Below are 24,899 nucleotides of genomic sequence, written 5' to 3' on the forward strand. Positions count from 1 at the left end.
ATGTGATGTCGGCGGCGCGAGCCGCCGGACTCGCTTATACGCCAAGAGACTTCAGTTTGCGATGGAGGGCGGAGCGCTCCATGCCGACGAATTCCGCGGTGCGCGATATGTTGCCGCCGAAGCGGTTGATCTGCGCGATCAGATAGTCGCGCTCGAACATCTCGCGCGCTTCGCGCAGCGGCAACGTCATGATGTGGGTGTCGTTGCGCGCCGAGACCTTCGGCAGCATGTCGGAGAGGTCCTGCGGCAGCATCTCGGCGGTGATCGGCGAATCGGGGCCGTCGCCATGGGCAAGAATCATCAGCCGCTCGATATTGTTGCGAAGCTGGCGGATGTTGCCCGGCCAGTCGTTCGCCTGCAGCACCGCCATCGCATCCTCGCCGATCCTGCGCGGACGGACGCCGGCCTGCTCGCAGATCTGGCGCATGTACATGTCGACCAGGAACGGGATGTCCTCCCGCCGTTCGGCAAGTGCCGGCACCTTGATCGGCACCACCGCCAGGCGATGGAAGAGATCCTCGCGGAAACGCCCCTCGGCAATCTGGTTTTCGAGGTTATAGGCCGTCGACGAGATGATGCGAACATCGACCTTCACGCGCTTCGAGCCGCCGATGCGCTCGAATTGCTGTTCGACCAGCACACGCAGGATCTTGTTCTGCGTCTCGCGCGGCATTTCGCCGATCTCGTCGAGGTAGAGGATGCCGCGATGGGCCTCCTCCAGGGCGCCGATGCGGCGCGGCTGGCCGGGCGAACCCTCGGTGCCGAAAAGGGCGATTTCCATCCGGTCCGGCGTGATCGCCGCCGCGCTCAGCGTGACGAAGGGACCGCCGGAGCGGGTCGAACGCTTGTGGATCATCCGCGCCACCAGTTCCTTGCCGGAACCGGAGGGACCGAAGATCATGATGCGACTGTTCGTCGGAGCGACCTTGTCGATCGTCTGGCGCAGCTGCGAGACGGCAACCGACGTGCCGATCAGTTCCGCGGTGTCGCCGGCGCGCTTCTTCAGCTCGGAAACCTCGCGCTTCAGCTTGGAATTTTCGAGCGCCCGCTCGGCGATCAGGATCAGCCGGTCGGCCTTGAACGGCTTCTCGATGAAGTCGAAGGCGCCGCGCTTGATCGCCGAAACCGCCGTCTCGATGTTGCCGTGACCGGAAATCATCACAACCGGAAGGTCGGGATGGCGGGTCCTGATCTCGTCGAGCAGCGACAGACCGTCGAGCCGGCTGCCCTGCATCCAGATATCGAGGAAAACTAGCCGCGGCACGCGATCGGAAATCGCGGCAAGCGCGCTGTCGGCATCGTGGGCCGTGCGGGTTTCGTGGCCCTCGTCGCTCAGGATGCCCGAAACGATTTCGCGGATGTCTTCTTCGTCGTCGACTACAAGAATATCAGAGGCCATGGACTTTTTCCTTGTCACCCTCACCTGCGGCGGGAACGACTGCATCGAGGCGAGGCAGGACGATCCTGATCATGGCCCCTCGCCCGTGGTCGAACTCCGCCGGCGCGTCATGCAATTCGAGCTGACCGCCGTGTTCTTCGATAATCTTCTTCACGATGGCGAGCCCGAGCCCTGTGCCCTTCTCGCGCATTGTCATGTATGGCTCCAGGATGCGATGGCGGTTCTCGACCGGCAGACCGCGCCCGTTGTCGATGACGTCGACGACGAAACTGTCCTGGCCCTCGTCATAGGTCGAGCGCACCAGCACCTTGCCGCCCCGCCGTTCCTCGGCCGGCACGGCCTCGATGGCCTCCACCGCATTCTTGATGATATTGCCGACCGCCTGGCCCAGCATGCGCGCGTCGAAGCTGCCTTCGAGCGGCTTGTCACCGAACTCGCGCAAAAAGGTCACGTCATTATTACCCATCTCGCGCAGGAAGACGGCATCACGCAGAATATGCCTGAGATCGGATCGCTGCTTCGCCGGCTTAGGCATCCGCGCAAACGCCGAGAACTCGTCGACCATGCGGCCGATATCCTCCACCTGACGGACGATCGTATCCGTGCACTGGTCAAAAACCGCCCGGTCGTTCTCGTCGATCTGGCGGCCGTAGCGCCTTTTGATCCGCTCTGCGGACAGCTGGATCGGCGTCAGCGGGTTCTTGATCTCGTGGGCGATGCGGCGCGCAACGTCGGCCCAGGCTGTCGAACGCTGCGCGATGACGAGGTCCGTGATGTCGTCGAGGGTGATGACATAGGCGTCCGCGGCGCCGCGGGTCTCCTCGCGGGTCACCTGGACGCTCAGCGTCCGCTCCTTGCCGCCACGAATCAGATTGATCTGCTGGCGGTATTCTCCGCGATGGCGCACTGCAGCCTCCGCCATGACCCGGTCTATTTCGGGAGCGATCACCGAGAGCTTCTTGCCGACGATTTCGTCGGACGACTGGGCGAGGAAATACTCGGCCGACGGATTGACGATCGTGATGACGCCGTCATCTTCCACACCGATTACGGCCGCTGTGACGCCAGACAGCACCGCCTCGATGAAGCGGCGGCGGTCGTCGACTTCGTCCTTGGCCTCCAGGATCTCGTCGCGCTGGGTGCGGATCTGCGAGATCATCTTGTTGAAGGTGAGCGAAAGGCTGCCGACATCGCCATCGGCGGACCGGACGGGGACGACGACGTTGAAATTGCCGGAAGCGACGTTGTCGGCCGCACTGATCAGCAGACGGATCGGCCGGACGATGCGGTCAGCAATCGCGATCGCCGTCCAGATCGCCGCCAGCAGGACGATCAGCGCAAAGCCGAGATAGAGAACGGCGAATGCGATCTGCAGCGACGTTCGGCCGGCCTCCATCGCCTTGTACTCGGCGGTGTTGTCCTCCATCAGCCGCATGGCCGCCATTACCTTCGGGTCGACGGCGCGGATCGTGTAGAGGAAGGTGCCGGAGATGGAATCGAGCTTGATGATCGCGCCGACGAGATTGGTAACGCCCGGCGGGATCAGTGTCGGCTGGCCGGCCGCCGCGCTTTCGAGCGCGTCCTTCGGGATAGCCGGCAGGGGCTTGTCGGTCTTGATCTCCGCCTGGGTAATCGCCGAACCGTCCTGACGCACGAGGAACGCGCCCAGCATGCCGCGCCCCTTTGCCTGGCGGGTCATGAGCTGCACGAAACCGGTGCGGTCGAGGAAGAAGAGCGCGCGGTTGCGGTCGAGGTCGTTCGCCATCGAGATGGTCTGGCCCTGTAGGTAGCTCGCATTCTCGAGCATATAGGCCTGCGCGACATCCATCGACGAGCTGACGATGGATTGCGTCCGGATCGAGAACCACCGGTCCAGACCAACGTTCAGCGTGATGCTCGCAAAGATGGCCACAAGGATGGCGGGCGTGATCGCCACCACCGAGAAGAGCGCGACGATGCGGACATGCAGCCGGGCCGCCGCACGGCCGCGCGTGCGTGCTCTTACAAGGCGGCTGACCTCGCGCCCGATGAGGAACATCAGGCCGACGACGAAGAGCGAGTTCAGCACTGCCGACGCGATGAGGACATTGGACGTCGGCGCAATCGGCGTCAGCCCGAGCAGAACCGGAAGCGTGAAGACCGCGCAGGCGAGCGCGCCGCCGGCGAGGACGAGCCCGGGCAGTGCGAACGACGCGCGACGGTCGTTCGCCAGTGCGGCGTCACTCTCCGCCACGGGATCGATCCTTCGGCTGTCCATCTCAAATCACTTCCCGCCCGCCGGGGCCAATATCAGCGCTGTGCGCACCACATAGGAAACAGTCTCGTCCGAGCGGACGACGAAACGGTTCGAGTGGACTCGCGCCGTGTCGTGGCTTTTGAGCAACGTATTGTGGCGAAATTGCAACGGCAGTCGGCGGGTGTCAAGCCGACCGGGAGCTCCTGTAGACCGACACGCCGAGCTCGCGAATCTTCTTTCTCAGCGTATTACGGTTGAGGCCGAGCAGGTCCGCGGCCTTGATCTGGTTGCCGCGGGTCGCCGTCAGCGCCGCCAGGATGAGCGGATACTCCATCTCCGTCAGCACGCGATCATAGAGCCCGGACGGCGGCAAACCATCGCCAAAGCTGGCGAAATAGCTGCGCATGTTCTCTTCCACCGCCTGTGCGATGGTCATCGGTCCCGCGACAACGCTCGCCTTGGTAATCGGGCTGTCGGCGATGTCCGACCGCAGTTCGGATTCGATGATTTCCCGGGTGATGACATCCTGTGGATAAAGCGCCATCAGGCGGCGGACAAGGTTCTCCAGCTCGCGGACATTGCCGGGCCAGGCGTAGGATTTCATGACTTCGAACGCTTCATGGTCAAAGCGCTTCGAATCAAGTCCCTGCCGCTCGCCCTCCTGGATGAAGTGGCGGACGAGATCCGGAATGTCTTCGGCGCGATCCCGGAGCGGCGGCAGGCGCAGCGGCACGACGTTGAGGCGATAGTAGAGATCCTCGCGGAAGAGGCCCTGATTGATCGACTGCTTCAGATCCTTGTTGGTTGCCGCCACGATCCGGACGTCGGTCCGGATCGGCGTGCGGCCGCCGACCGTCGTGTATTCGCCCTGCTGCAGGACGCGAAGCAGACGCGTCTGTGCATCCATCGGCATGTCGCCAATCTCGTCGAGGAACAGCGTACCGCCCTCAGCCTGTTCGAAGCGGCCCGTCGAACGGGTCTGCGCGCCGGTGAAGGCACCCTTCTCGTGACCGAACAGTTCCGACTCGATGAGGTCGCGCGGGATCGCCGCCATGTTGATCGCGACGAAGGGACCGTTGCGGCGCTTGCCGTAATCGTGCAGCGCGCGGGCGACGAGTTCCTTGCCGGTACCGGACTCGCCGGTAATCATCAGCGTGAGGTCGGTTTGCATGAGCCTTGCGAGAACGCGGTAGATCTCCTGCATGGCGGCCGAACGCCCGACGAGCGGCATGCCGTCCTGCATGTCGTCGTCGACCCGGGTCGGCTTTTTCTTGGGCTCGGCGAGCGCGCGGCCGATGATAGCGATCAGTTCGGTCAGGTCGAACGGCTTTGGCAGGTAATCGTAGGCGCCGCGCTCGGACGCCTTGATCGCCGTCATGAAGGTGTTCTGCGCGCTCATCACCAGAACCGGCAGATCGGGCCTCGCCTTCTTGATCCGCGGCAACAGATCGAAGGCGTTCTCGTCCGGCATGACCACGTCCGTGACGACGAGATCGCCCTCGCCGGCTGAAACCCAGCGCCAGAGCGTCGCCGCATTGGAGGTGATCCGGACATCGTATCCCGCCCGCGTCAGTGCCTGATTGAGCACCGTGCGGATGGCGGCATCATCGTCAGCAACAAGGATGGTGGCAGTCATCAGAGGCTTCCTGTGGAGTTCGCCGGAGTTGCGTCTTCGAGTGCGACGCCCCGGGAGACGGGCATCAGCACGCGGAAAGTCGTGCGGTTGGACTGGCTGTCGCATTCGACGATGCCGCCGTGACCGCCGATGATCTTCGCGACCAGCGCGAGACCGAGCCCCGAACCGTTGGTCTTGGTGGTGATGAAGGGATCGAAAAGATGCGGCAACAGATCGGCGGGAACCCCCGGACCGTTGTCATGCACGCAGAATTCGAGCGGCAGTGAAATCTTCTCGCGCGAGCCGGCGACCGAGAGGCGGATGCCCGGGCGGTAGGCGGTCGTCAGCTGGATTTCTCCGTCGGCACGGTCACCGATCGCCTCGGCCGCGTTCTTGACGAGGTTGAGGAACACCTGCACCAGCTGATCCCGGTTCGCATAGACGGGCGGCAGCGACGGGTCGTAGTTCTCGGTGATTTTGATGTTGCGGGCAAAGCCCGCCTTGGCGATCGCCTTCACGTGGTCGAGCACCGAGTGGATGTTGATCGGCTGCCGGTCCACCGGCCGCTCGTCGGAAAAGACCTCCATGCGGTCGACCAACGAGACGATGCGGTCAGTCTCGTCGCAGATGAGGCGCGTCAGCGCCCGGTCCTCGTCGGTCACCGAACTTTCCAGAAGCTGTGCCGCGCCGCGGATGCCAGAAAGCGGGTTCTTGATCTCATGCGCCAGCATGGAGGCGAGCCCCGTCACCGAGCGGGCGGCGGCACGGTGGGTCAGCTGGCGATCGATCTTGTCGGCCATCGAGCGTTCCTGGAACACCACGACCACGGAGCCCGGATCGCTCACCACCGGGGCGACGTAGAGGTCGACCAGCTTGTCCTCGCCGAGGCGCGGTGAGCTCAGGTCGACGCGGTATTCGTTGACCGGCGCCCGCCGCTCCCGCACCTGGTCGATCAGGGCGAGCAACGGACTGCCGAAGGGGATCAGGCTCGCCACCTGGTGGCGGGCGAGATGGCTCGCGCTCGCGCCGAAGAAGGACTCCGCCTCCCAGTTGGCGAAGGTGACGAAACCTTCAGCGTCAACGAGGATCACCGGGTTCTGGATGGCGTTGAGGACGGTCAGGGCCAGACCGTTGTCCTGTGTTTCCTGCGGTTGCGACATCAGGCGGCCTCCTGCCGGTCGTTTCTCTCGCTCGCCGCCTCTTCGAGTGCGCAAGACAGGGCCGCGATGACGAAACGGGGATCGCGGGCCGTCATGATCTCCGCCTTGCGGGCGGGCGCAAGCCCCGACGCGAAGCGTTCGAGATACCAGCCCAGATGCTTGCGGGAATGGCGCAGGCCGACATCGGTCCCGTAATGCACCAACATCATCTCGTAGTGCTCCACGGCAATCGCCGCTATCTCGGCCGATTCAGGTGCGCGAGCGCCGGCGAGAACGCCGGCGAGCCACGGCCGCCCCTGACAGGCACGCCCGACCATGACCGCATCGGCACCGGAACGCTTCAGGATTTCCTCGGCGTCCTTGCGGCTCGAAACATCGCCGTTGGCGATCAGCGGGATCTTGACCGCGTCGCGCACCGCGGCGATCGCATCCCAGTCTGCGCGGCCCTCGTAGAACTGCATACGGGTGCGGCCGTGGATAGTGACGAGCTGGATGCCTGCTCGTTCTGCGCGTGCGGCGATCTCCGGCGCGTTCATCGAGTTCTCGTCCCAGCCGAGCCGCATCTTCAGCGTCACCGGGATACTCACCGCCTTGACCGTCGCCTCGATCAAGGAGAGCGCATGGTCGGGATCACGCATCAGCGCCGACCCGGCATAGCCGCCGATCACCTTCTTGGCCGGGCAACCCATGTTGATGTCGATCACGTCGGCGCCGTTGGCCTCGGCGATCCGCGCGGCTTCGGCCATCCAGTGAGCCTCACGCCCGGCAAGCTGGACGACATGCGGGCGCGCATCGCCGTCCCGCAGCCGCATCCAGGATTCGGCCGCATTCAGCACCAGTTCCCGGCTCGCAACCATCTCCGTGACGACCAACCCCGCTCCGAAGCGCCAGGCCAGCTGGCGGAACGGCAGATCGCTCACCCCGGACATCGGTGCCAGCGCGACGCGATTGCGGACGGTCACCGGCCCGATCTGAAACGGCATGTGAAGCGCTCTGGACTGCAAATGATTATCTTTCGGGCACGGAAAGTATTTGCACTATTTTTAGCCAGCCTTGATCGGCTTGCCAAGCGAAAACCGCCGGACGGAACAAAAATTCGGCGCGCTCTGGAAATATTCGCCCCGAACCTCTAGTGCTCCCTTACGTGTTAATTGTGTCAGGAACAATCTCCGCGAATGGCAAACCTCGGGGCCTCTTCAATCGCTGTCATCGTGGTCGCCGCCGGGCGGGGCGAACGGGCCGGCGCTTCCGCGGAAGGGCCGAAGCAGTATCGCCGCATTGGCGGAAAGCCGGTCATCGCCCATACACTTCAGCGCTTTGCCGACTGGCCGGCAACGGGTCCGATCGTCGCGGTCATCCACCCCGACGACGAGACACTGTTTCAGGAGGCGTGCCGGCATCTCTACGGCGGGCGGGACATCATCGTCACCTTTGGCGGGCGCACGCGCCAGCAATCGGTCGCGGCCGGACTGAAGGCGCTTGCCGATCGCCACGTCACCCATGTGATGATCCAGGATGCCGTGAGACCCTTCCTCCAAACGGCGATGCTGGAGCGCATTCGCGCCGCCTTCGAAGACGGCGCCGAGGCAGTTCTGCCGGCTATTCCGGTCACCGACACGCTGAAACGCGGCTCGGCCGAAGGGCTCGTGATCGAAACTGTTCCGCGCGCCGGGCTCTACGCCGCGCAGACGCCGCAGAGCTTCAGCTATCCGGCGATCATGGCCGCACACGCGCGCGCCGCCTCCGAGGGCCGCGACGATTTCACCGACGACGCCGCCATCGCCGAATGGGCCGGCATCCCCGTCCGTCTGGTCGAAGGCTCGCCGGACAACGTCAAACTCACCGTCCAGCGGGATATCGCCATGGCCGACGCAAGGCTCTCCTCCTCCGCCCTTCCCGATGTGCGCACCGGCAACGGTTACGACGTGCACCAGCTCGAAGCCGGCGACGGCGTCACGCTCTGCGGTGTCTTCATTCCGCACGACCAGCGGCTCAAGGGACACTCCGACGCGGACGTCGCGCTGCACGCGCTGACCGACGCGCTGCTCGCCACCTGCGGCGCCGGCGACATCGGCGACCATTTTCCGCCCTCCGACCCGCAATGGAAGGGCGCGCCGTCCCGCATCTTCCTCGAGCACGCGGCGAAGATCGTCCGCGACAATGGCGGCACGATCATGAATGCCGATATCTCCCTGATCGCCGAGGCCCCGAAGGTCGGGCCGCACCGCCAGGCGATGCGGGAGAAGCTCTCGGAAATTCTCGGCATTTCGCTCGACCGCTGTTCGGTCAAGGCGACCACCAACGAGAAGATCGGCTTCGTCGGGCGGCGCGAAGGGATCGCCGCGATCGCCACCGCGACCGTCGTCTACGGGGGAGTGAAGGCATGAGCCTCTTTCCGCCGGAGATCGAAGCGCTGGCATCACGTATCGTAAGCGAATTTACGCAACGTAATTTGACGGTCGCCACCGCCGAATCCTGCACCGGAGGGCTGATCGCGGGAGCGCTCACCGAGATTTCCGGCTCGTCGGTGGTCGTCGACCGCGGCTTCGTCACCTATTCGAACCGGGCGAAGGTGGAGATGCTCGGCGTCGATGAGAAGGTGCTCGGCTCCTTCGGCGCCGTCTCCCGCGAGACGGCGTTGCAGATGGCGGCCGGCGCTCTCCGCCGCTCGGGTGCGAATATGGCGGTCGCGGTGACCGGCGTCGCCGGCCCGACCGGCGGTACGGCGGAAAAGCCGGTCGGCCTCGTCCATATCGCCGCCAAACGCCGCGACGGTCGGCTCATCCACCGTGAAATGCGGTACGGCGACCTCGGCCGCGGCGGCATTCGCATGGCAACGGTGACGAGCGCTCTCGAAATGCTCCTGGAGCTGGCTGCCAAAGACTAAGTGTGCGATTCCCGCGGTCAGGCCGTGTAGATCTCGTCAGCACGCTTTTCGAAGGCCTCGGAAAACATCCGGAAGGCGCGGTCGAACATCGAACCCATGACTGCACCGAGGATGCGGCTCTTGAACTCGTAGTCGATGAAGAAATGCACCGAGCAACCGCCCTCGCCCGCCGGCTCGAAACGCCAGCGGTTGTCCAGATACCTGAACGGTCCCTCGATATACTTCACGTCGATGACTCGCTCAGCCGGCACGAGAAGCACCTGGGTCGTGAACGTCTCGCGGATCGCCTTGTAGCCGACCGTCATGTCTGCAACGAGCAGCGTCTTGTCGTCCCGCTCCCGCCGCGAACGGATGGTCAGCGCCTCGCATAGGGGTAGAAATTCCGGATAGCGCTCCACATCGGCGACGAGAGCGTACATCCGTTCGGGAGAATGCTTGACGGGGCGGCAGGTTTCGAACTGTGGCATGACCGAGAGCTATTCGGCTTTCTCCGGATTGGCAAGAAGGAGCGTTCCCGAGCGCCGCCGTTTCCTAACGCGAGCCCAACATCCGGCTCGCTGCATCGTGCCAACCGGCTTGCGAAGGTGACCGCTCAGCGCGCGGCCTGAAGCTTCTCCCGGGCCGCCCGCAGCCGCGCGAAGTCGTCGCCGGCATGGTGCGACGAGCGCGTCAGCGGGCTTGCCGATACCATCAGGAAGCCCTTGGAATAGGCGACCGTCTCGTAGGACTTGAATTCGTCGGGCGTGACGAAGCTCATAACCTGATGGTGCTTGCGGGTCGGCTGCAGGTACTGGCCGATCGTCAGGAAGTCGACGTCGGCGGTTCTGAGGTCGTCCATGAGCTGGAGGACTTCGTTGCGCTCTTCACCGAGGCCGACCATGATGCCGGACTTGGTGAACATGGTCGGGTCGAGTTCCTTGACCCGCTGCAGCAGCCGAACCGAATGGAAATAGCGCGCGCCGGGACGGACAGTCAGGTAGTTGCCGGGCACCGTTTCCAGGTTGTGGTTGAAGACGTCCGGCTTGGCGGCGACGACACGCTCCAGAGCGCCCGGCTTCTTCAGGAAGTCCGGTGTGAGGATTTCGATCGTCGTTTCCGGCGAAGCGGCGCGGATCGCCCAGATCACCTTTTCGAAATGCTCGGCGCCACCGTCCTCCAGGTCGTCACGGTCGACGGAGGTGATCACGACATGGGTGAGGCCCATCTGCTTCACCGCCTTGGCGACGTTTTCGGGCTCGTCCGGATCGAGCGCGTTCGGCTTGCCGGTCGCGACGTTGCAGAATGCACAGGCGCGGGTGCAGATCTCGCCCATGATCATGAACGTGGCGTGCTTCTTGTCCCAGCATTCGCCGATATTGGGGCAGCCTGCCTCCTCGCACACCGTGACGAGCTTGTTGTCCTTCACGATCGAGCGGGTCTCGGCATAGCCCTTCGAGGTCGGCGCCTTGACGCGGATCCATTCGGGTTTGCGCAGCACTTCCGTGTCCGGCCTGTGGGCCTTCTCCGGATGCCGGACGCGCTTTTCCTCAGGGGTCATCCGGTCGAGGATCGTAACCATGTCTACCTGCCTTTTGCCGCTCCGAGCGGCTCCGAAACCCTTACTGCAACCCGGCACGCCACCATGATGGAGGCAGTGCCGGCGTCACCGTGTCAGCGCCTGACGAGCTTGACGACGAACAAGAGGAGACTTGCGCCGAGAAAGCCGGTGATCAGGTAGCCGAGCGCACCGCCGGCCACCGAGATGTGGAACTGCGCGAGCACCGCATTGGCGACCACCGAGCCGACGATGCCGAGCACGATGTTCATCAGGATGCCGAAGCGCACATCCATGAGCTTGCCGGCGAGCCAGCCGGCGAGACCGCCGATCACGATCGTCAAAATCCAACCCAAACCCTGCATTGCCCCAATTCCTTTGTCGGTCAATACCGACTTTCATATACGATGCCGTTGCCGGCATCACAACACTCAGGCGTTTAGCGCCCGACCATAGGCATCGAGTACGCTCTCCTTCAGCGTTTCCGAAATCGTCGGATGCGGGAAGATCGTGTGCATCAGCTCTTCTTCGGTCGTCTCGAGGTTCATCGCCACGACGAAACCCTGGATCAGCTCGGTCACTTCGGCCCCGACCAGGTGCGCACCCAGCAGCTCGCCGGTCTTCTTGTCGAAGATAGTCTTGACGAGACCCTGATCCTCGCCGAGCGCGATCGCCTTGCCGTTGGCGACGAAGGGGAAGCGGCCGACGCGGATGTCGCGGCCCTCGGCCTTCGCCTTCGCCTCAGTCAGCCCGACGGAGGCGACCTGCGGATGGCAATAGGTGCAGCCGGGGATCTTGCCCTTGTCCATCGGGTGGACGTTCGGCAGTCCGGCGATCTTCTCGATGCAGATCACCGCCTCGTGCTCGGCCTTGTGAGCGAGCATCGGCGGACCTGCGACGTCGCCGATCGCGTAGATGCCCGGCACGTTGGTGCGGCCATAGCCGTCGATCTGGATGAAGCCGCGCTCGGTCTTCACGCCGAGCGCCTCGAGGCCGATGTTCTCGATATTGGCCTGCACGCCGACGGCCGAAATCATCCGGTCGGCGGTGATCTTCTCGATCGAGCCGTCCTTTTTCTCGACATGGGCGGTCACGGAATTCGCACCCTTCTCGACCTTGGCGACCTTGGCTTCCAGCAGGATCTTCATGCCCTGCTTCTCGAACTGCTTCTTGGCGAGCGCGGAAATTTCCGCATCCTCGACCGGCATGACCTGGCTCATCACCTCGACGACGGTGACGTCAACGCCGAGCGTGCGGTAGAAGGAGGCGAATTCAATACCGATCGCACCGGAGCCCATGACGAGCAGCGACTTCGGCATTTCTTCCGGCTTCATCGCCTCGAAATAGGTCCAGATCAACTTGCCGTCCGGCTCGATGCCGGGAAGCGCACGCGGACGGGCGCCGGTCGCGACGATGATGTGCTTCGCCGTATAGGTGCCTTCGCCGAGGGTGTTCTTCGGTAGCGGTGCCTGCGGCTGCTGGATCGCCTTTGTCGTCTTGGAGACGACGATCTCGCCGGGCTTCGAAAGCTTCGCTTCACCCCAGATCACGTCGACCTTGTTCTTCTTCATCAGGAACCCGACGCCGCCGTTCATGCGGGCGGCAATGCCGCGCGAGCGGGCGACGATCGCCTTCAGGTCGGGCGTGACGGTCCCTTCGATCTTCACGCCGTAGTCACCGGGGTGCTTGGCATAGTGGTAGATTTCGGCGGAGCGGAGCAGCGCCTTGGTCGGAATGCAGCCCCAGTTGGAGCAGATGCCGGCGAGGTGCTCGCGTTCAACGATGGCCGTCTTCAGCCCGAGCTGGGCCGCGCGGATTGCCGCAATGTAGCCGCCGGGGCCGGAACCGATAATGATGACGTCATAAGCGTTGGACACGGGCCTTCATCTCCTCTTTGTCGGGAACGGGCTCCCCGGTCGCGGGAAGCCCTTCCAAGGGACGAAGCGTCCGGCGGTCACGCCTTCGTCAGCATCCCGTAAATCTCATCCTTCAGAACCATCCGCTGTTTGCGCATCGTTTCCATCTGCGCATCGCCGACCGGCTCCACTTCCGTCTCTGCCCGGTGGATGGCGCGATTGATCTCGCGATAGTCCTCGAGCAGTTGGGCGAAATGCTCGTCGCTCACCTTGAGCTCGTGCATCTTCCCGGCAAGTTCCGGAAACTCGTCCTGGATTTCGTGCGGCGTATTCGACATTACTTCTTCTCCTCGTGAGGGGTTTACGAAGTGAGCCATATACGCTCGTCAGCCGTTCTCCTTGATCTTGGTCAAATTTCTCCGACGATGTTCACAGTCCGAGCATCATCCGCACGACGGGTTCGATCGCACGCCCGACGGCCCTGGTGTTCTCCGCGTCGAGATGGATGCCGTCGAGCGGCGTCGTCTTCGCCGCAGAGCCCGCGTCGAAGAAGCCGCAGCCGAGATCATCCGCCATGTCGCGATAAAGGCTCGCGAGCATCGCCGATTCCTCGATCGCGCCCTTGAACATCGCCGCGAACGGCGCGTTCGCCGTCTCGCAGATCGGCGGCGGCGAGACGACCAGGATCTCCGGGGCCTCGAAATCGAAGCCCCAGTCGTGGAGACGGATGAGCTTCACCAGCCGTTCCATGCCCTTGACCGCGGCGATCGCGGTGCCGGCCACGCCCCGCTTCATGTCGTTGGTGCCGAGCATGACGATGACGAGGTCGAGCGGCTTGTGGCTTTCGAGAACGCTCGGCAGCAGTTTCACGCCGTTGCGCTCCGCATCCGCCAGATGGTCGTCGTAGGCGGTCGTGCGCCCGTTCAGGCCTTCGGCGACGACCCGGACCCCGTGACCGAGCGCCTTCTGCAAGACGCTCGTCCAGCGGTCCTCATGAGCATGACGACCGAGGGCCACGGGATCATAGCCCCAGGTCAGACTGTCACCGTAGGCGAGAACCGATTTCATCGCGAACCTGCCTCCGCGTCAGACGAGCATGCCCATCGGGTTTTCGATGTAGCGCTTGAAGGCGCCGAGGAGTTCGGCCCCGAGTGCGCCGTCGACGCAGCGATGGTCGGTGGAAAGCGTGACCGTCATGACATTGGCGATCTTCATCTCGCCGTTCTTGACGACCACCCGCTCCTCTCCTGCGCCGACCGCGAGGATGGTCGCGTGCGGCGGGTTGACGACGGCTGCGAAGTGCTTGACGCCCATCATGCCCATGTTGGAGACCGCGGTCGTGCCGCCCTGGTATTCTTCGGGCTTCAGCTTGCGTTCCTTGGCGCGCTTGCCGAGGTCCTTCATCTCGTTGGATATGGCGGACAGCGACTTCAGCTCGGCACTGCGGATGATCGGCGTGATCAATCCGCCGGGAATCGCGACAGCGACACCGACATCGGCGTGCTTGTGCTTGACCATGTTGCTTTCCGTCCACGAGACGTTGGCATCCGGAACGTCGCGCAGCGAGAGCGCCAGGGCCTTGATGATCATGTCGTTGACCGACAGCTTGTAGGCCGGAGCGCCATCCTTGCGCGGCGCGGCGTCGTTGAGCTGAGCGCGCAGGGCCAGCAGGGCGCCGAGCTCGCAGTCGACCGTCACGTAGAAGTGCGGGATCGTCTGCTTGGATTCGACGAGACGCTTGGCGATCGTCTTGCGCATGCCGTCATGCGGCACGAGCTCGTAGGAACCCGGTTCGAAGAGCTTGAGCACGGCATCGTCCGACGGTGCCTTCGCAAGCGCCGGAGCAGGTGCGGCCTGCGCGGCAGCTGCGGGCGCCGGTTTGGCGACCCCACCGGCAACCGCCTTTTCGATGTCGCTCTTCACGACACGGCCATGCGGGCCGGTGCCGGAAACGGCCGAAAGGTCGATGCCCGCTTCCTTGGCGAGACGACGGGCAAGCGGCGAGGAGAAGACGCGGTCGCCGGTTGCTGTGACGGGAGCCGGCGTCGAGGCTGCCGGCGCCTTGTCGGTAACCGGAACGGCCGCCGGCGTCGCTGCCGGAGCAGCCTCGGCCTTCGGCGCAGGTGCCGCGGCAGCAACGCCTGCTGCAGCCGCGCTCACATCTTCGCCTTCGCCGGCCAGGATCGCGATCAGCGCGTTCACCTTGACGCCCTCGGTGCCGGCCGGGACGACGATCTTCGCCACGGTCCCTTCATCGACGGCTTCGACTTCCATCGTCGCCTTGTCGGTCTCGATCTCGGCGATCACGTCACCGGACTTGACCTTGTCGCCTTCCTTGACCAGCCATTTGGAAAGATTGCCCTCTTCCATCGTCGGGGAAAGGGCCGGCATGGTGATATTGATCGGCATTTCCAAGCCCTCCCGTTACTTGTAGCAGACGGTCTTGACCGCCTGGACGACCTCGCCGACGTTCGGAAGCGCGAGCTTCTCGAGGTTGGCGGCGTAGGGCATCGGCACGTCCTTGCCGGCGATGGTCAGGATCGGCGCGTCGAGATAGTCGAAGGCCTGCTGCATGACGCGCGTCGCGATCTCGGTGCCGACGGAGGACTGCGGATAGCCTTCCTCGACGGTGACCAGACGACCGGTCTTCTTCACCGACTCGACGACAGTCGGAATGTCCATCGGCCGGATGGTGCGCAGGTCGATGAGCTCGACGTCGATGCCTTCCTTCGCCAGATCCTCGGCGGCCTTGACCGCATAGGTCATGCCGATGCCGAAGGAGACGATGGTCGCATCCTTGCCGGTCTTGTGGACGCGCGCCTTGCCGATCGGCAGGACGAAATCATCGAGCTTCGGCACCTCGAACGAGTGGCCGTAGAGGATTTCGTTCTCAAGGAAGATCACCGGGTTCGGGTCGCGGATCGCGGCCTTGAGGAGGCCCTTCGCGTCGGCCGCCGAATAGGGCTGGATGACCTTGAGACCGGGGATGTGGCTGTACCAGGCGGCATAGTCCTGGCTGTGCTGGGCGGCGACGCGGGCGGCAGCGCCGTTCGGGCCGCGGAAGACGATCGGCGCACCCATCTGGCCGCCGGACATATAGAGCGTCTTGGCAGCCGAGTTGATGATCTGGTCGATCGCCTGCATGGCGAAGTTGAAGGTCATGAACTCGACGATCGGCCGCAGGCCCGCCATGGCGGCACCGACGCCGACGCCGGCAAAGCCGTGCTCGGTGATCGGCGTATCGACGACACGCTTCGGCCCGAATTCCTGCAACAGGCCTTGCGTGATCTTGTAGGCGCCCTGGTATTCGGCAACTTCTTCACCCATGACGAAGACGTCCGGATTGAGGCGCATTTCCTCGGCCATGGCCTCGCGCAACGCCTCACGCACGGTCATCGTGACCATTTCGGTGCCGGCTGGAATATCCGGATCGGCGGCGATGACGGGCTGTGCCGGAACGGGTGCAGACGCGGAACCGGTTTCGGTCGGCTTTTCAGCCTGCTCGACCTGCGGCGCGGCCGCTTGAGGTGCGGCCTCGGCCTTCGGAGCGGCGGCGAGATCGGCAGCGCTCTCGCCTTCCTGCAGGAGGATGGCGATCGGCGTGTTGACCTTGACGTTCTCGGTGCCGGCGGCGATCAGCAGCTTGCCGATCACGCCTTCGTCGACCGCTTCCACTTCCATCGTCGCCTTGTCGGTCTCGATTTCGGCGATCACGTCACCGGAGGTGACCTTGTCGCCCTCCTTCTTGAGCCATTTGGAAAGCGTGCCCTCTTCCATCGTCGGAGACAGGGCGGGCATGAGGATATTGACTGACATGGGCTAACCCTCCCCACTCACAACAGGATATCGGTGTAGAGCTCGGATACGTCCGGCTCCGGATCGGACTGGGCGAAATCGGCGCTGTCTGCGACGATGTCGCGGACGTCCTTGTCGATCGCCTTCAGCTCCTCCTCGCTCGCCCAACCCTTTTCCATGAGCCGGTTCTTCACCTGCTCGATCGGGTCGTGTTCGGAACGCATCTTCTGCACCTCGTCCTTCGAGCGGTACTTCGCCGGGTCGGACATGGAGTGACCGCGATAGCGGTAGGTCAGCATTTCAAGGATGACCGGCCCCTTGCCGGAGCGGGTATAAGCCGCAGCCTGCTCGGCCGCCGCCTTGACGGCACGGACATCCATGCCGTCGACCTGGATACCGGGGATACCGAAGGAGACGCCGCGCTGGGAGAAATCGGTCTGCGCGGAAGCGCGCGAAACCGCAGTGCCCATGGCGTAACGGTTGTTCTCGATCACATAGATCACCGGCAGCTTCCAGAGCTGCGCCATATTGAAGCTTTCGTAGACCTGGCCCTGGTTGGCAGCGCCGTCACCGAAATAGGCGACCGAGATATTGCCGTTCTCGCGGTACCTGTTGGCAAAGGCGAGACCGGTGCCGAGCGACACCTGCGCGCCGACGATGCCGTGACCGCCGTAGAAGTTCTTCTCCTTGGAGAACATGTGCATCGAGCCGCCCTTGCCCTTGGACAGCCCGCCGCGACGGCCGGTGAGTTCGGCCATGACGCCGCGTGCGCTCATGCCGCAAGCCAGCATGTGGCCATGGTCACGATAGCCTGTGATGACCTGGTCGCCATCCTTCAGCGCCATCTGGACGCCGACGACGACGGCCTCCTGGCCGATATAGAGGTGACAGAAGCCGCCGATGAAGCCCATGCCGTAGAGCTGGCCGGCCTTTTCCTCGAAGCGGCGGATGAGGAGCATTTCGCGGTAGGCGTCGAGCTCGCTCTGGCGGTCGAATTCCGCAACCAGCCCCTGAGTCAATTCTTTCTTTGCGGCAGACTTGGTCGTCGGCTTGCGACCGCTCGCAGTCGCAGGTTTTCGCGGCGCCATTCGTCCCTCCCTAGGTTTTGTCAAATTTAGATCGGCGCGAAGGATAGGCAAGAAAACGGGCGGCCGCAATGCCATAAATGCATAGCTCGCATTCACGATATGATATTGAATTATAATTACTATTGGCGATTAACCGAATTTCGGTTAATTCATTTGGTTGTTGAAAATCACAATTTCGTCGGGGCGCGACACGTTGAGCTGGTAGCGCGCCTTCTCATCGATCATGTCGCGCTCGAGCGAGCCGTCACTCAGGAATTCAACCTGCCGCTCCAGCGACTTGCGACGCGACACGAGCTCGGCCAGCTCGGCGCCGCGCTTAAATCTCAGCTTCTCGAATTCCTGCGCAGCGATCAGGCCGCGATCACCATGGATCGAATGATAACCGAAGTAGGAGAGGAATGCGACGGTCACGAGCGGAAGGACAAAACGTCCGAGTTTCCGGTTCTTGTGCTGCCTGGTCCACATCGAGCGACGCCCTGATACGCAAAACGATCTTGGATCAAACTAGCCGCGATTGCTTAATCGATCGTTGACCATAGCGGCTACGCGGAAAAAAGTTGGCCCGCGCCCCTTCCGGGACGCGGGCCGATCAGCGTCAGAAGGCTGGAACGTCAGCCGCGCAGGATCGACGAGCCGGCGTAACGGGCCTGCGGGCCCAGCATTTCCTCGATGCGGATCAGCTGGTTGTACTTGGCGAGCCGGTCGGAGCGAGCTAGCGAGCCGGTCTTGATCTGTCCGCAGTTGGTGGCAACCGCGAGGTCGGCGATCGTCGAGTCCTCGGTTTCGCCCGAACGGTGCGACATGACGGCCGTATAGCGGGCCTTGTGCGCAGTCTCGACAGCGTCGAGGGTCTCCGAGAGCGAGCCGATCTGGTTCACCTTCACGAGGATCGAGTTCGCGACGCCCATCCGGATGCCGTCGCGCAGACGCGAGGAATTGGTGACGAAGAGATCGTCGCCGACGAGCTGGCACTTCGAGCCGATCTTGTCGGTCAGAACCTTCCAGCCGTCCCAGTCGTCCTCGGCCATGCCGTCCTCGATCGAGATGATCGGGTATTTCGCGGCCAGCTCGGCGAGATATTCCGCCATGGCTTCCGGCTCAAGCGTGCGGCCCTCGCCTTCGAGCACATACTTGCCGTCCTTGAAGAACTCGGTCGAGGCGCAGTCGAGCGCCAGGTACATGTCCTCGCCGGGGCGGTAGCCTGCCTTCTCGATCGACTTCACGATGAAGTCGAGGGCGGCCGGTGCGCTTTCGAGACCCGGCGCGAAGCCGCCCTCGTCGCCGACGTTGGTGTTGTGCCCCTGGGCGGCCAGTTCCTTCTTGAGCGTATGGAAGACTTCCGAACCCATGCGCACGGCGTCGCGCATCGTTTCGGCGCCGACCGGCATGATCATGAATTCCTGGAAGTCGATCGGGTTGTCGGCATGGGCGCCGCCGTTGATGATGTTCATCATCGGGACCGGCAGTACATGGGCGTTCAGACCGCCGACATAGCGATAGAGCGGCAGGCCGGAAGCCTCGGCGGCGGCCTTGGCGACGGCGAGCGAGACGCCGAGGATGGCGTTTGCGCCGAGGCGCGACTTGTTCGGCGTGCCGTCGAGCTCGATCATCACCTTGTCGATCTGGATCTGGTTTTCCGCGTCCAGTCCGCCGACCGCGTCAAAGATCTCGGTGTTGACGGCCTCGACGGCGCGCTCGACGCCCTTGCCGAGGTAGCGGCTGCCGCCATCACGCAGTTCGACTGCCTCATGTGCGCCGGTCGAGGCGCCCGACGGAACGGCCGCGCGGCCCATGCTGCCGTCTTCGAGATAGACGTCGACCTCGACGGTCGGATTGCCGCGGCTGTCCAAAATTTCGCGGCCGATGATGTCGGTGATTGCAGTCATGAGCGCCTCCCTGGTACTGGGTGGGATTGAGGATGGCGCCTGTCTTAATCGAAGACGGGAAAAATACAATGCACGCAGTGTGACAGACGCCGAAAGGTGAAGATGAACGCAAAATGCCGGCCCATCGGGCCGGCGTTTCCAAAAGAAAAGGCCGTAATCGATACGGATCGCCTCAAGCGCCCTTGGCGACGGCGTCGAAGGCGAGCAGCTTTTCGAGAAGCCGCGGCATGTCTTTCAGCGGCACCATGTTCGGGCCGTCGGACGGGGCATTGTCCGGATCCTCATGGGTCTCGATGAAGAGACCGGCAACGCCGACGGCAACCGCGGCGCGCGCCAGCGTCTCCACGAATTCCCGCTGCCCGCCGGTCGAGCCGCCCTGCCCGCCGGGCTGCTGCACCGAGTGGGTGGCGTCGAACACCACGGGAGCGCCCATCGCCGCCATGATCGGCAGCGACCGGAAATCCGAGACCAGGGTGTTGTATCCGAAGGAAGCGCCACGCTCACACAGGAGCACGTTCGGATTGCCGCTTTCGGTGATCTTGGCGAGCACGTTCTTCATGTCCCAGGGGGCGAGGAACTGGCCCTTCTTGACGTTGATGACCCGACCGGTCTTGGCGGCAGCGACCAGAAGGTCGGTCTGGCGGCAAAGGAAGGCCGGGATCTGCAGCACGTCGACAACGGGGGCGACGGTCGCGCACTGCTCCTCGGTGTGGATGTCTGTCAGCACCGGAAAGCCGAATTCCTTCTTCAGATCGGCGAAGACTTCCATCGCCTTGTCGAGGCCGATGCCGCGCTTGCCGGAGAGCGACGTGCGGTTGGCCTTGTCGAAGGACGACTTGTAGACGAGCCCGATGCCGAGCTTGTCGCAGATTTCCTTTGTCGCGCCGGCCATCATGAAGGCGTGATCGCGGCTTTCCATCTGGCAGGGGCCGGCAATCAGCGAGAAGCGCCTGGAGTTGGAAAAGACGACCTTGGTGGCGCCTTCGCCGACGACGACTTCGGAATTGGTCGAAGTGCTCATTATTCCTCCTGGAAAACGAAATGCGCGCCCTGTCCCGCGTCACGCGGTACGATCAGGCGGCCATCTTTGCGTGCATGGCGAACGCCATTAGCAGCCAGCAAGCGTTCTGTCACGCCGAGATCCCCGGTCCGGAAGACGATCGCCGCACCGGCGAGGCCGCGTCCGGCATTTCGGGCGTCGAGCCCGAAATAGCCAGCAAGGCCGGCGGGCGTCAGCACCTCGATCTTCGCGTTCGCCGAAGGGACGACGATGCCGAAGGAATGCGCCTCGATCTCGCGCTGATGGAAGACGGTCTCCAGCATCTCCTGGAAGTCGGAGGGGTTTTCTTCGGTGAGCACAACGGCGGATATGCCCGTCACGCCGTTCTCGTGGCGTTCGAGCGCGGCACGATCCGCCGGCAGCGGATTGGCCCGCTCGCAGGAAAAGAGGAGAAAATCGGGCGCACGCAGGTCGGCGGCGAATGCAAGCCTGAACGAGGCTGTCGCCTCGGTGCCGTCCGGCAATCTGAGCGGCCGCGAGAAATGGAGGATTTCACCAGCCGACAGACCGTGCTCGAAATAGACCTCGTGGTCCGCCGTCGCACTTGTCGCGGCAACCGCTATTCCCGAAAGACCCTCGCCGTCCGGCGCGCGGAAACGGAAGGCGCGGTCGCGGGCGACGAAGACATTGCCTTTGCGCGCGGCTTCCTCGCAGGTTTCACGGCTCGCCACCGCAAGCGGCTCGAGGTAGGTCTTGTCGGCGAAGAAGACGCAGGCGTTCTCGGTGCCGAAGGGATGCAGCGCATCGGCGGCAACTGTGAAACCCAGCGCTCCGAGCCGCTCGCGTGCGGGCTTCAGCCCGTGCACCGGCAGAACGATGTGATCGACGCCGCGCGGCGTCTCCTTGGCAGTGGACATCCCGCACCCTCCTTGTCGACCGCGTCTGGTTTGCGCGATTTGCGGGCGCTTTGCAAGGCGGCTGCGGCCCCATCCCGTCGCTGTCCGCCGGACGCGAATGCACGCGAAATTCCCCCGAACGGCCAATTGCTTACCAATATTTAAGCACTTGCGGAACACATATGGAACAGATAGTGTATGTTCTGGATTTGTTTCACACGACGGGGCTCTGGACCATGCTGACGCGCAAGCAACAGGAACTGCTTCTCTTCATTCACGAGCGGATGAAGGAATCGGGCGTGCCGCCGTCTTTCGACGAGATGAAGGACGCGCTCGACCTCGCCTCGAAATCCGGTATCCACCGCCTCATCACGGCGCTCGAGGAGCGTGGCTTCATCCGCCGGCTGCCGAACCGGGCGCGAGCCCTGGAGGTCATCAAGCTGCCGGAGGCCTATTCCTCCAGCCTGCAGCCGCGGCGGGGTTTCTCGCCGAGCGTCATCGAGGGAAGCCTCGGCAAGGGACAGGCGGCGCCGGCCGCCAAACCGTCCACAGAGGAGCGATCGAATTCCGTTGCGGTTCCTGTCATGGGCCGCATCGCGGCCGGGGTACCGATCTCGGCGATCCAGCACAACACTCATGAAATCACGATCCCGGCCGAGATGCTCGGATCGGGCGAACACTATGCGCTCGAGGTCAAGGGTGATTCGATGATCGAGGCCGGTATTCTCGACGGCGATACGGTCATCATCCGCAATGCCAGCAACGCGACGCCCGGCGACATCGTGGTGGCACTCGTGGACGACGAGGAGGCAACGCTGAAACGCTTCCGCCGCCGGGGCGATTCGATCGCGCTCGAGGCTGCGAACCCGGCTTATGAGACGCGCATCTTCGGCCCTGATCGTGTGAAGATCCAGGGCAAGCTGGTCGGACTTATCCGCCGCTATCACTGACCTGTTCCGCGGGGGCGAACTCCGCGGGCTCTCGGTCGGCGAAGCTGTCGGTCCGCCAGTCGTAAAGGCGATGCCGCTGCCAGGGCCTGTCGAGGGTGGTGAATGCGGTCCGCCGGCGAATGTCCCGATCCTCATGATTTCCGAGATAGAATTCGGTCGCGCCCGTGCGCCGCAGCATTTCCGCATCGATCATCTTCGCTCCGGAGCGGCAGATGCCGAAAGGTGAACGGCGCGGCGTAATCACGAGATCGGCGACATCGCAGGCGACGCCGAGAAGTGCCGGGTCCTCGACGGTGGCGATCCGCCACCCGTCCGGCAGCCGGGCGATGCACCAGACTTTGCCCGTACAGAGAAATCGGCCGGGGGCCGCTGCGCCGAACTGCCGGCGCATCGTGTCGCGGACAGTCCTTATCTGCTCGGCCGACAGCCGGTCCGTTTCGTCCGCCCGGGTGCCGGCGACGGCGTCGTCCTCGCTGCGGAGCGGTCCGAGATGATCGGGGCGCGCAAGCGCGTGCTGCCATTGTGAGAAGAGGAAGTCCGACGGTTTGCTGCGGTTCGTCGCGATCGTCCTGCCGTCGGCGCCGGGCAGACCCGCCAGGCGTCCGTCCTCCGAGACGATGAGGTTGGCCGTCTCTTCCGGTGGCAGGAGGACCGCAAGGCCGATCGCGGCCGCAAGAACTGCCGCGCCGATCCAGCGCAGCTGCGTGTGCAGCAGAGTGAGCAACAGCAGTCCCGCGCTCGCCAGCGGCAGGAACCATGCCCCGAACCGGCCGAACGACGTCCCCTCGCTCCAGCTCGCCACCGTGGTTGCGATCACGATGACAATCTCGAGTCCCTCGCCCGCAAGAATGAGGAACGGAGCGTCGAGGCCGAATGGCATGAGCAGCATTGCCGCCAGCGCCGCCGGCATCACCACGACCGAAATGATCGGCATCGCCGCGAGGTTCGCGACGAGGCCGTAAGGTGCCATTCTATGGAAATGGGCGACCGCGAAGATTGCCGTCGCCAGTCCCCCGATCAGCGAGGTCACGAACGTGCCGGCGGCGAAGTTCCACAGGAACGAAAGGGCCTTGCGGCCCGGAAAGTCCGGCGCGTAGCGCGACGACCGCCCTGCACTCCGCCGCCAACCGTCGTAGCCGGCAATCAGCCCGGCGGTCGCAGCAAACGACATCTGAAAACTCGCGCCGAGCACCTGCGACGGGGAGATCGCAAGAATGACGATCGCCGCCAGTGCGAGGTTGCGCAGGCTGATCGCCGGACGGTCGAACAGGACGGCGACCAGCATGATCGCCGTCATCAGGAAGGCGCGGACGGCGGAGACCTGATAGCCGGAAATCATCAGGTAAAGGAAGGCAGCGACGAGTGCGGCAGCGGCAGCGATCTTCTTTACCGGCCGAGACTGGGCGATCGCCGGCGAGAGGCTAAGCAGCTTGCGAAGGCCGACAAAGAAAATGCCAGCGGCGAGCGCCATGTTGAGGCCGGAGATCGCGGTGATGTGCGCCAGCCCCGAAAGCCGCAGCGCCTCCGTCGTCGCCTCCGACATCGATCGCCGGTCGCCGGTGACGATGGAGGCGGCAAAACCGCCGGCATCGCCCGGAACCGTTCTCCTGATTCGCTGCGTGATGCCGTCACGGACAACAAGGAGCGTCTGTTCGGCGGCCTCCCACCATGCGCCGGTTCCGCTCTCCGGGAGGCTGTCAATGCGCACCGGAGCCGCGAGAAAGTAGCCGACGGCGCCGATCCCGCCGAAGTAGCCGGGGAACGAAAAGTCGTCGAGACCCGGCAAGGCCGGCCCGGAAGGAGGCGAGAGCCGTGCTTTCCCACGCAGCACCTCGCCGAGTGCGAAAGGCTCGTGTCGGGCGCGGGTCGTGAGCACGACCTCTTCCGGTGCGCGTCTGATCTGCGGTTCTGCCGTCGCCTCTACGCGGACGAGATAGCGCCACTCGCCGGCCGCCCCCGCTTCCCGCCGGAGCACCCTTCCCGTCACCTGCGTCGTGACGGGCGTGTCGAGAATGACCGTCTGCATTCTGCGAGTCTCAAATTCGGCGAGCAGCATCCCGGCGGCACAGAGCGCCAGCGCCGACCACGTCCGATACGCCACGGGTCTGCCGAAGCGCGAGAGCACCGCGAAGAGGGCGGAGACCAACAACAGGAGCGCCGGCGCTGAGATCGGCAGGGTCTGCGGCAGGGCAAACCAGATAGCGGCTCCTGCACCCAGCGCGACGGGCACGAAAAGGAAGACATGCCCGAACGCCGCCTCGCGGCCAATCGCCGCGTCTGCCGACCGCGCTACCATCGCGGTCAAACGGGAAACGCGCGAAACAAGGCTTTCCCGGCCCGTCGCCTCGCGGACGACGAGTGCTCCAGCCGGACGCGGCTCCGCGATAGCCATCGCGTCAAAGGGGATGGCAACGGCGAATGCCGGCCCTTCCCCTACCCCGGTCCTGGCGCGGTCTTCCGCGATCTCTCCCAAGACGACCCCAGCCCCGATCGGAGGACCGGACGCCGGCGCTACGGCATCCGCCTCACCGGCAGACTGTAGCAATCAGTGCGCGCGGAAGGAAGCCTGAAACACCTCATGATAGCGCCGAGATAAG

22 protein-coding genes are annotated in these 24,899 nt (G+C 64.0%); 3 read left to right on the forward strand and 19 right to left on the reverse strand.

Annotated features, from left to right (window positions below):
- Positions 1-34 precede the first annotated feature (34 nt).
- The 5 genes from ntrX to dusB all read right to left on the reverse strand — a co-directional run bounded on the left by ntrX (position 35) and on the right by dusB (position 7,393).
- Positions 35-1,399 carry a nitrogen assimilation response regulator NtrX gene (gene ntrX, locus ACM6UT_RS13345; RefSeq protein WP_416797832.1) on the reverse strand — a complete coding sequence of 455 codons (1,365 nt, stop codon included), beginning with the start codon at positions 1,397-1,399 and terminating at the stop codon, positions 35-37.
- Positions 1,389-3,656, reverse strand: coding sequence for a sensor histidine kinase NtrY-like (locus ACM6UT_RS13350; RefSeq protein WP_416797833.1), 2,268 nt, complete (start codon positions 3,654-3,656; stop codon positions 1,389-1,391). The genes ntrX and ACM6UT_RS13350 overlap by 11 nt, the downstream gene beginning before the upstream one ends.
- 163 nt (positions 3,657-3,819) lie before the next feature.
- Positions 3,820-5,271: a nitrogen regulation protein NR(I) gene (gene ntrC, locus ACM6UT_RS13355; protein ID WP_416797834.1), complete on the reverse strand. Its 1,452-nt coding sequence runs from the start codon at positions 5,269-5,271 to the stop codon at positions 3,820-3,822.
- Positions 5,271-6,410: a two-component system sensor histidine kinase NtrB gene (locus tag ACM6UT_RS13360; RefSeq protein WP_416797835.1), complete on the reverse strand. Its 1,140-nt coding sequence runs from the start codon at positions 6,408-6,410 to the stop codon at positions 5,271-5,273. Before ACM6UT_RS13360 ends, ntrC begins: the two co-directional genes overlap by 1 nt.
- A complete protein-coding gene (gene dusB / locus ACM6UT_RS13365) occupies positions 6,410-7,393 on the reverse strand; it encodes a tRNA dihydrouridine synthase DusB (RefSeq protein ID WP_416797836.1) in 984 nt (327 codons plus the stop codon). The genes ACM6UT_RS13360 and dusB overlap by 1 nt, the downstream gene beginning before the upstream one ends.
- Positions 7,394-7,585: 192 nt before the next feature.
- On the opposite strand from dusB, the gene ACM6UT_RS13370 reads away from it, so the two are divergent.
- Both ACM6UT_RS13370 and ACM6UT_RS13375 read left to right on the forward strand, forming a co-directional pair.
- Positions 7,586-8,797, forward strand: coding sequence for a bifunctional 2-C-methyl-D-erythritol 4-phosphate cytidylyltransferase/2-C-methyl-D-erythritol 2,4-cyclodiphosphate synthase (locus tag ACM6UT_RS13370; RefSeq protein ID WP_416797837.1), 1,212 nt, complete (start codon positions 7,586-7,588; stop codon positions 8,795-8,797).
- Positions 8,794-9,297 (forward strand): CinA family protein, encoded by a 504-nt coding sequence (locus ACM6UT_RS13375; protein WP_416797839.1) that lies wholly within the window; start codon positions 8,794-8,796, stop codon positions 9,295-9,297. Before ACM6UT_RS13370 ends, ACM6UT_RS13375 begins: the two co-directional genes overlap by 4 nt.
- Positions 9,298-9,314: 17 nt before the next feature.
- Here ACM6UT_RS13375 and ACM6UT_RS13380 read toward each other — a convergent pair whose 3' ends face one another.
- From ACM6UT_RS13380 to ACM6UT_RS13440, 13 genes are all read right to left on the reverse strand, one after another.
- Positions 9,315-9,764, reverse strand: coding sequence for a type II toxin-antitoxin system RatA family toxin (locus ACM6UT_RS13380; RefSeq protein ID WP_416797840.1), 450 nt, complete (start codon positions 9,762-9,764; stop codon positions 9,315-9,317).
- Between the two features lie 125 nt (positions 9,765-9,889).
- Entirely contained in the window at positions 9,890-10,855 is a 966-nt protein-coding gene (lipA, locus tag ACM6UT_RS13385) for a lipoyl synthase (protein WP_416797841.1), read from the reverse strand.
- 92 nt (positions 10,856-10,947) lie between these two features.
- Complete coding sequence (locus tag ACM6UT_RS13390; protein WP_416797842.1) at positions 10,948-11,196, reverse strand: GlsB/YeaQ/YmgE family stress response membrane protein; 249 nt, start codon at positions 11,194-11,196, stop codon at positions 10,948-10,950.
- 66 nt (positions 11,197-11,262) lie between these two features.
- Positions 11,263-12,708, reverse strand: coding sequence for a dihydrolipoyl dehydrogenase (gene lpdA / locus ACM6UT_RS13395; RefSeq protein ID WP_416797843.1), 1,446 nt, complete (start codon positions 12,706-12,708; stop codon positions 11,263-11,265).
- Between the two features lie 77 nt (positions 12,709-12,785).
- Positions 12,786-13,025, reverse strand: coding sequence for a YdcH family protein (locus tag ACM6UT_RS13400; RefSeq protein WP_416797844.1), 240 nt, complete (start codon positions 13,023-13,025; stop codon positions 12,786-12,788).
- 91 nt (positions 13,026-13,116) lie between these two features.
- Positions 13,117-13,755, reverse strand: coding sequence for an SGNH/GDSL hydrolase family protein (locus tag ACM6UT_RS13405; protein ID WP_416797845.1), 639 nt, complete (start codon positions 13,753-13,755; stop codon positions 13,117-13,119).
- A gap of 18 nt (positions 13,756-13,773) precedes the next feature.
- Positions 13,774-15,096: a pyruvate dehydrogenase complex dihydrolipoamide acetyltransferase gene (locus tag ACM6UT_RS13410; protein WP_416797846.1), complete on the reverse strand. Its 1,323-nt coding sequence runs from the start codon at positions 15,094-15,096 to the stop codon at positions 13,774-13,776.
- A 15-nt stretch (positions 15,097-15,111) separates the two neighbouring features.
- Positions 15,112-16,503 carry a pyruvate dehydrogenase complex E1 component subunit beta gene (locus ACM6UT_RS13415; protein ID WP_416797847.1) on the reverse strand — a complete coding sequence of 464 codons (1,392 nt, stop codon included), beginning with the start codon at positions 16,501-16,503 and terminating at the stop codon, positions 15,112-15,114.
- A 17-nt stretch (positions 16,504-16,520) separates the two neighbouring features.
- Positions 16,521-17,570, reverse strand: a complete 1,050-nt coding sequence (gene pdhA, locus ACM6UT_RS13420; RefSeq protein ID WP_416797848.1) for a pyruvate dehydrogenase (acetyl-transferring) E1 component subunit alpha — start codon at positions 17,568-17,570, stop codon at positions 16,521-16,523.
- Positions 17,571-17,714: 144 nt separating this feature from the next.
- Positions 17,715-18,035, reverse strand: coding sequence for an FtsB family cell division protein (locus ACM6UT_RS13425; protein WP_416797849.1), 321 nt, complete (start codon positions 18,033-18,035; stop codon positions 17,715-17,717).
- Positions 18,036-18,181: 146 nt separating this feature from the next.
- The gene (eno, locus tag ACM6UT_RS13430) at positions 18,182-19,456 is read right to left on the reverse strand and encodes a phosphopyruvate hydratase (RefSeq protein WP_416797850.1); all 1,275 of its coding nucleotides are present in this window, start codon (positions 19,454-19,456) and stop codon (positions 18,182-18,184) included.
- A gap of 172 nt (positions 19,457-19,628) precedes the next feature.
- Positions 19,629-20,477 (reverse strand): 3-deoxy-8-phosphooctulonate synthase, encoded by an 849-nt coding sequence (gene kdsA / locus ACM6UT_RS13435; protein WP_416797851.1) that lies wholly within the window; start codon positions 20,475-20,477, stop codon positions 19,629-19,631.
- Entirely contained in the window at positions 20,477-21,373 is an 897-nt protein-coding gene (locus ACM6UT_RS13440; RefSeq protein ID WP_416797852.1) for a VOC family protein, read from the reverse strand. Before ACM6UT_RS13440 ends, kdsA begins: the two co-directional genes overlap by 1 nt.
- A 215-nt stretch (positions 21,374-21,588) precedes the next feature.
- Between ACM6UT_RS13440 and lexA the strand changes: the two genes are divergently transcribed.
- Complete coding sequence (gene lexA / locus ACM6UT_RS13445) at positions 21,589-22,302, forward strand: transcriptional repressor LexA (RefSeq protein ID WP_416797932.1); 714 nt, start codon at positions 21,589-21,591, stop codon at positions 22,300-22,302.
- Here lexA and ACM6UT_RS13450 read toward each other — a convergent pair.
- Positions 22,283-24,775, reverse strand: a complete 2,493-nt coding sequence (locus tag ACM6UT_RS13450) for a ComEC/Rec2 family competence protein (protein WP_416797853.1) — start codon at positions 24,773-24,775, stop codon at positions 22,283-22,285. The genes lexA and ACM6UT_RS13450 overlap by 20 nt on opposite strands.
- Positions 24,776-24,899: the final 124 nt, after the last annotated feature.

This window comes from Ciceribacter azotifigens (assembly GCF_048159625.1).
In the GTDB taxonomy this organism is placed as follows: domain Bacteria; phylum Pseudomonadota; class Alphaproteobacteria; order Rhizobiales; family Rhizobiaceae; genus Allorhizobium; species Allorhizobium azotifigens.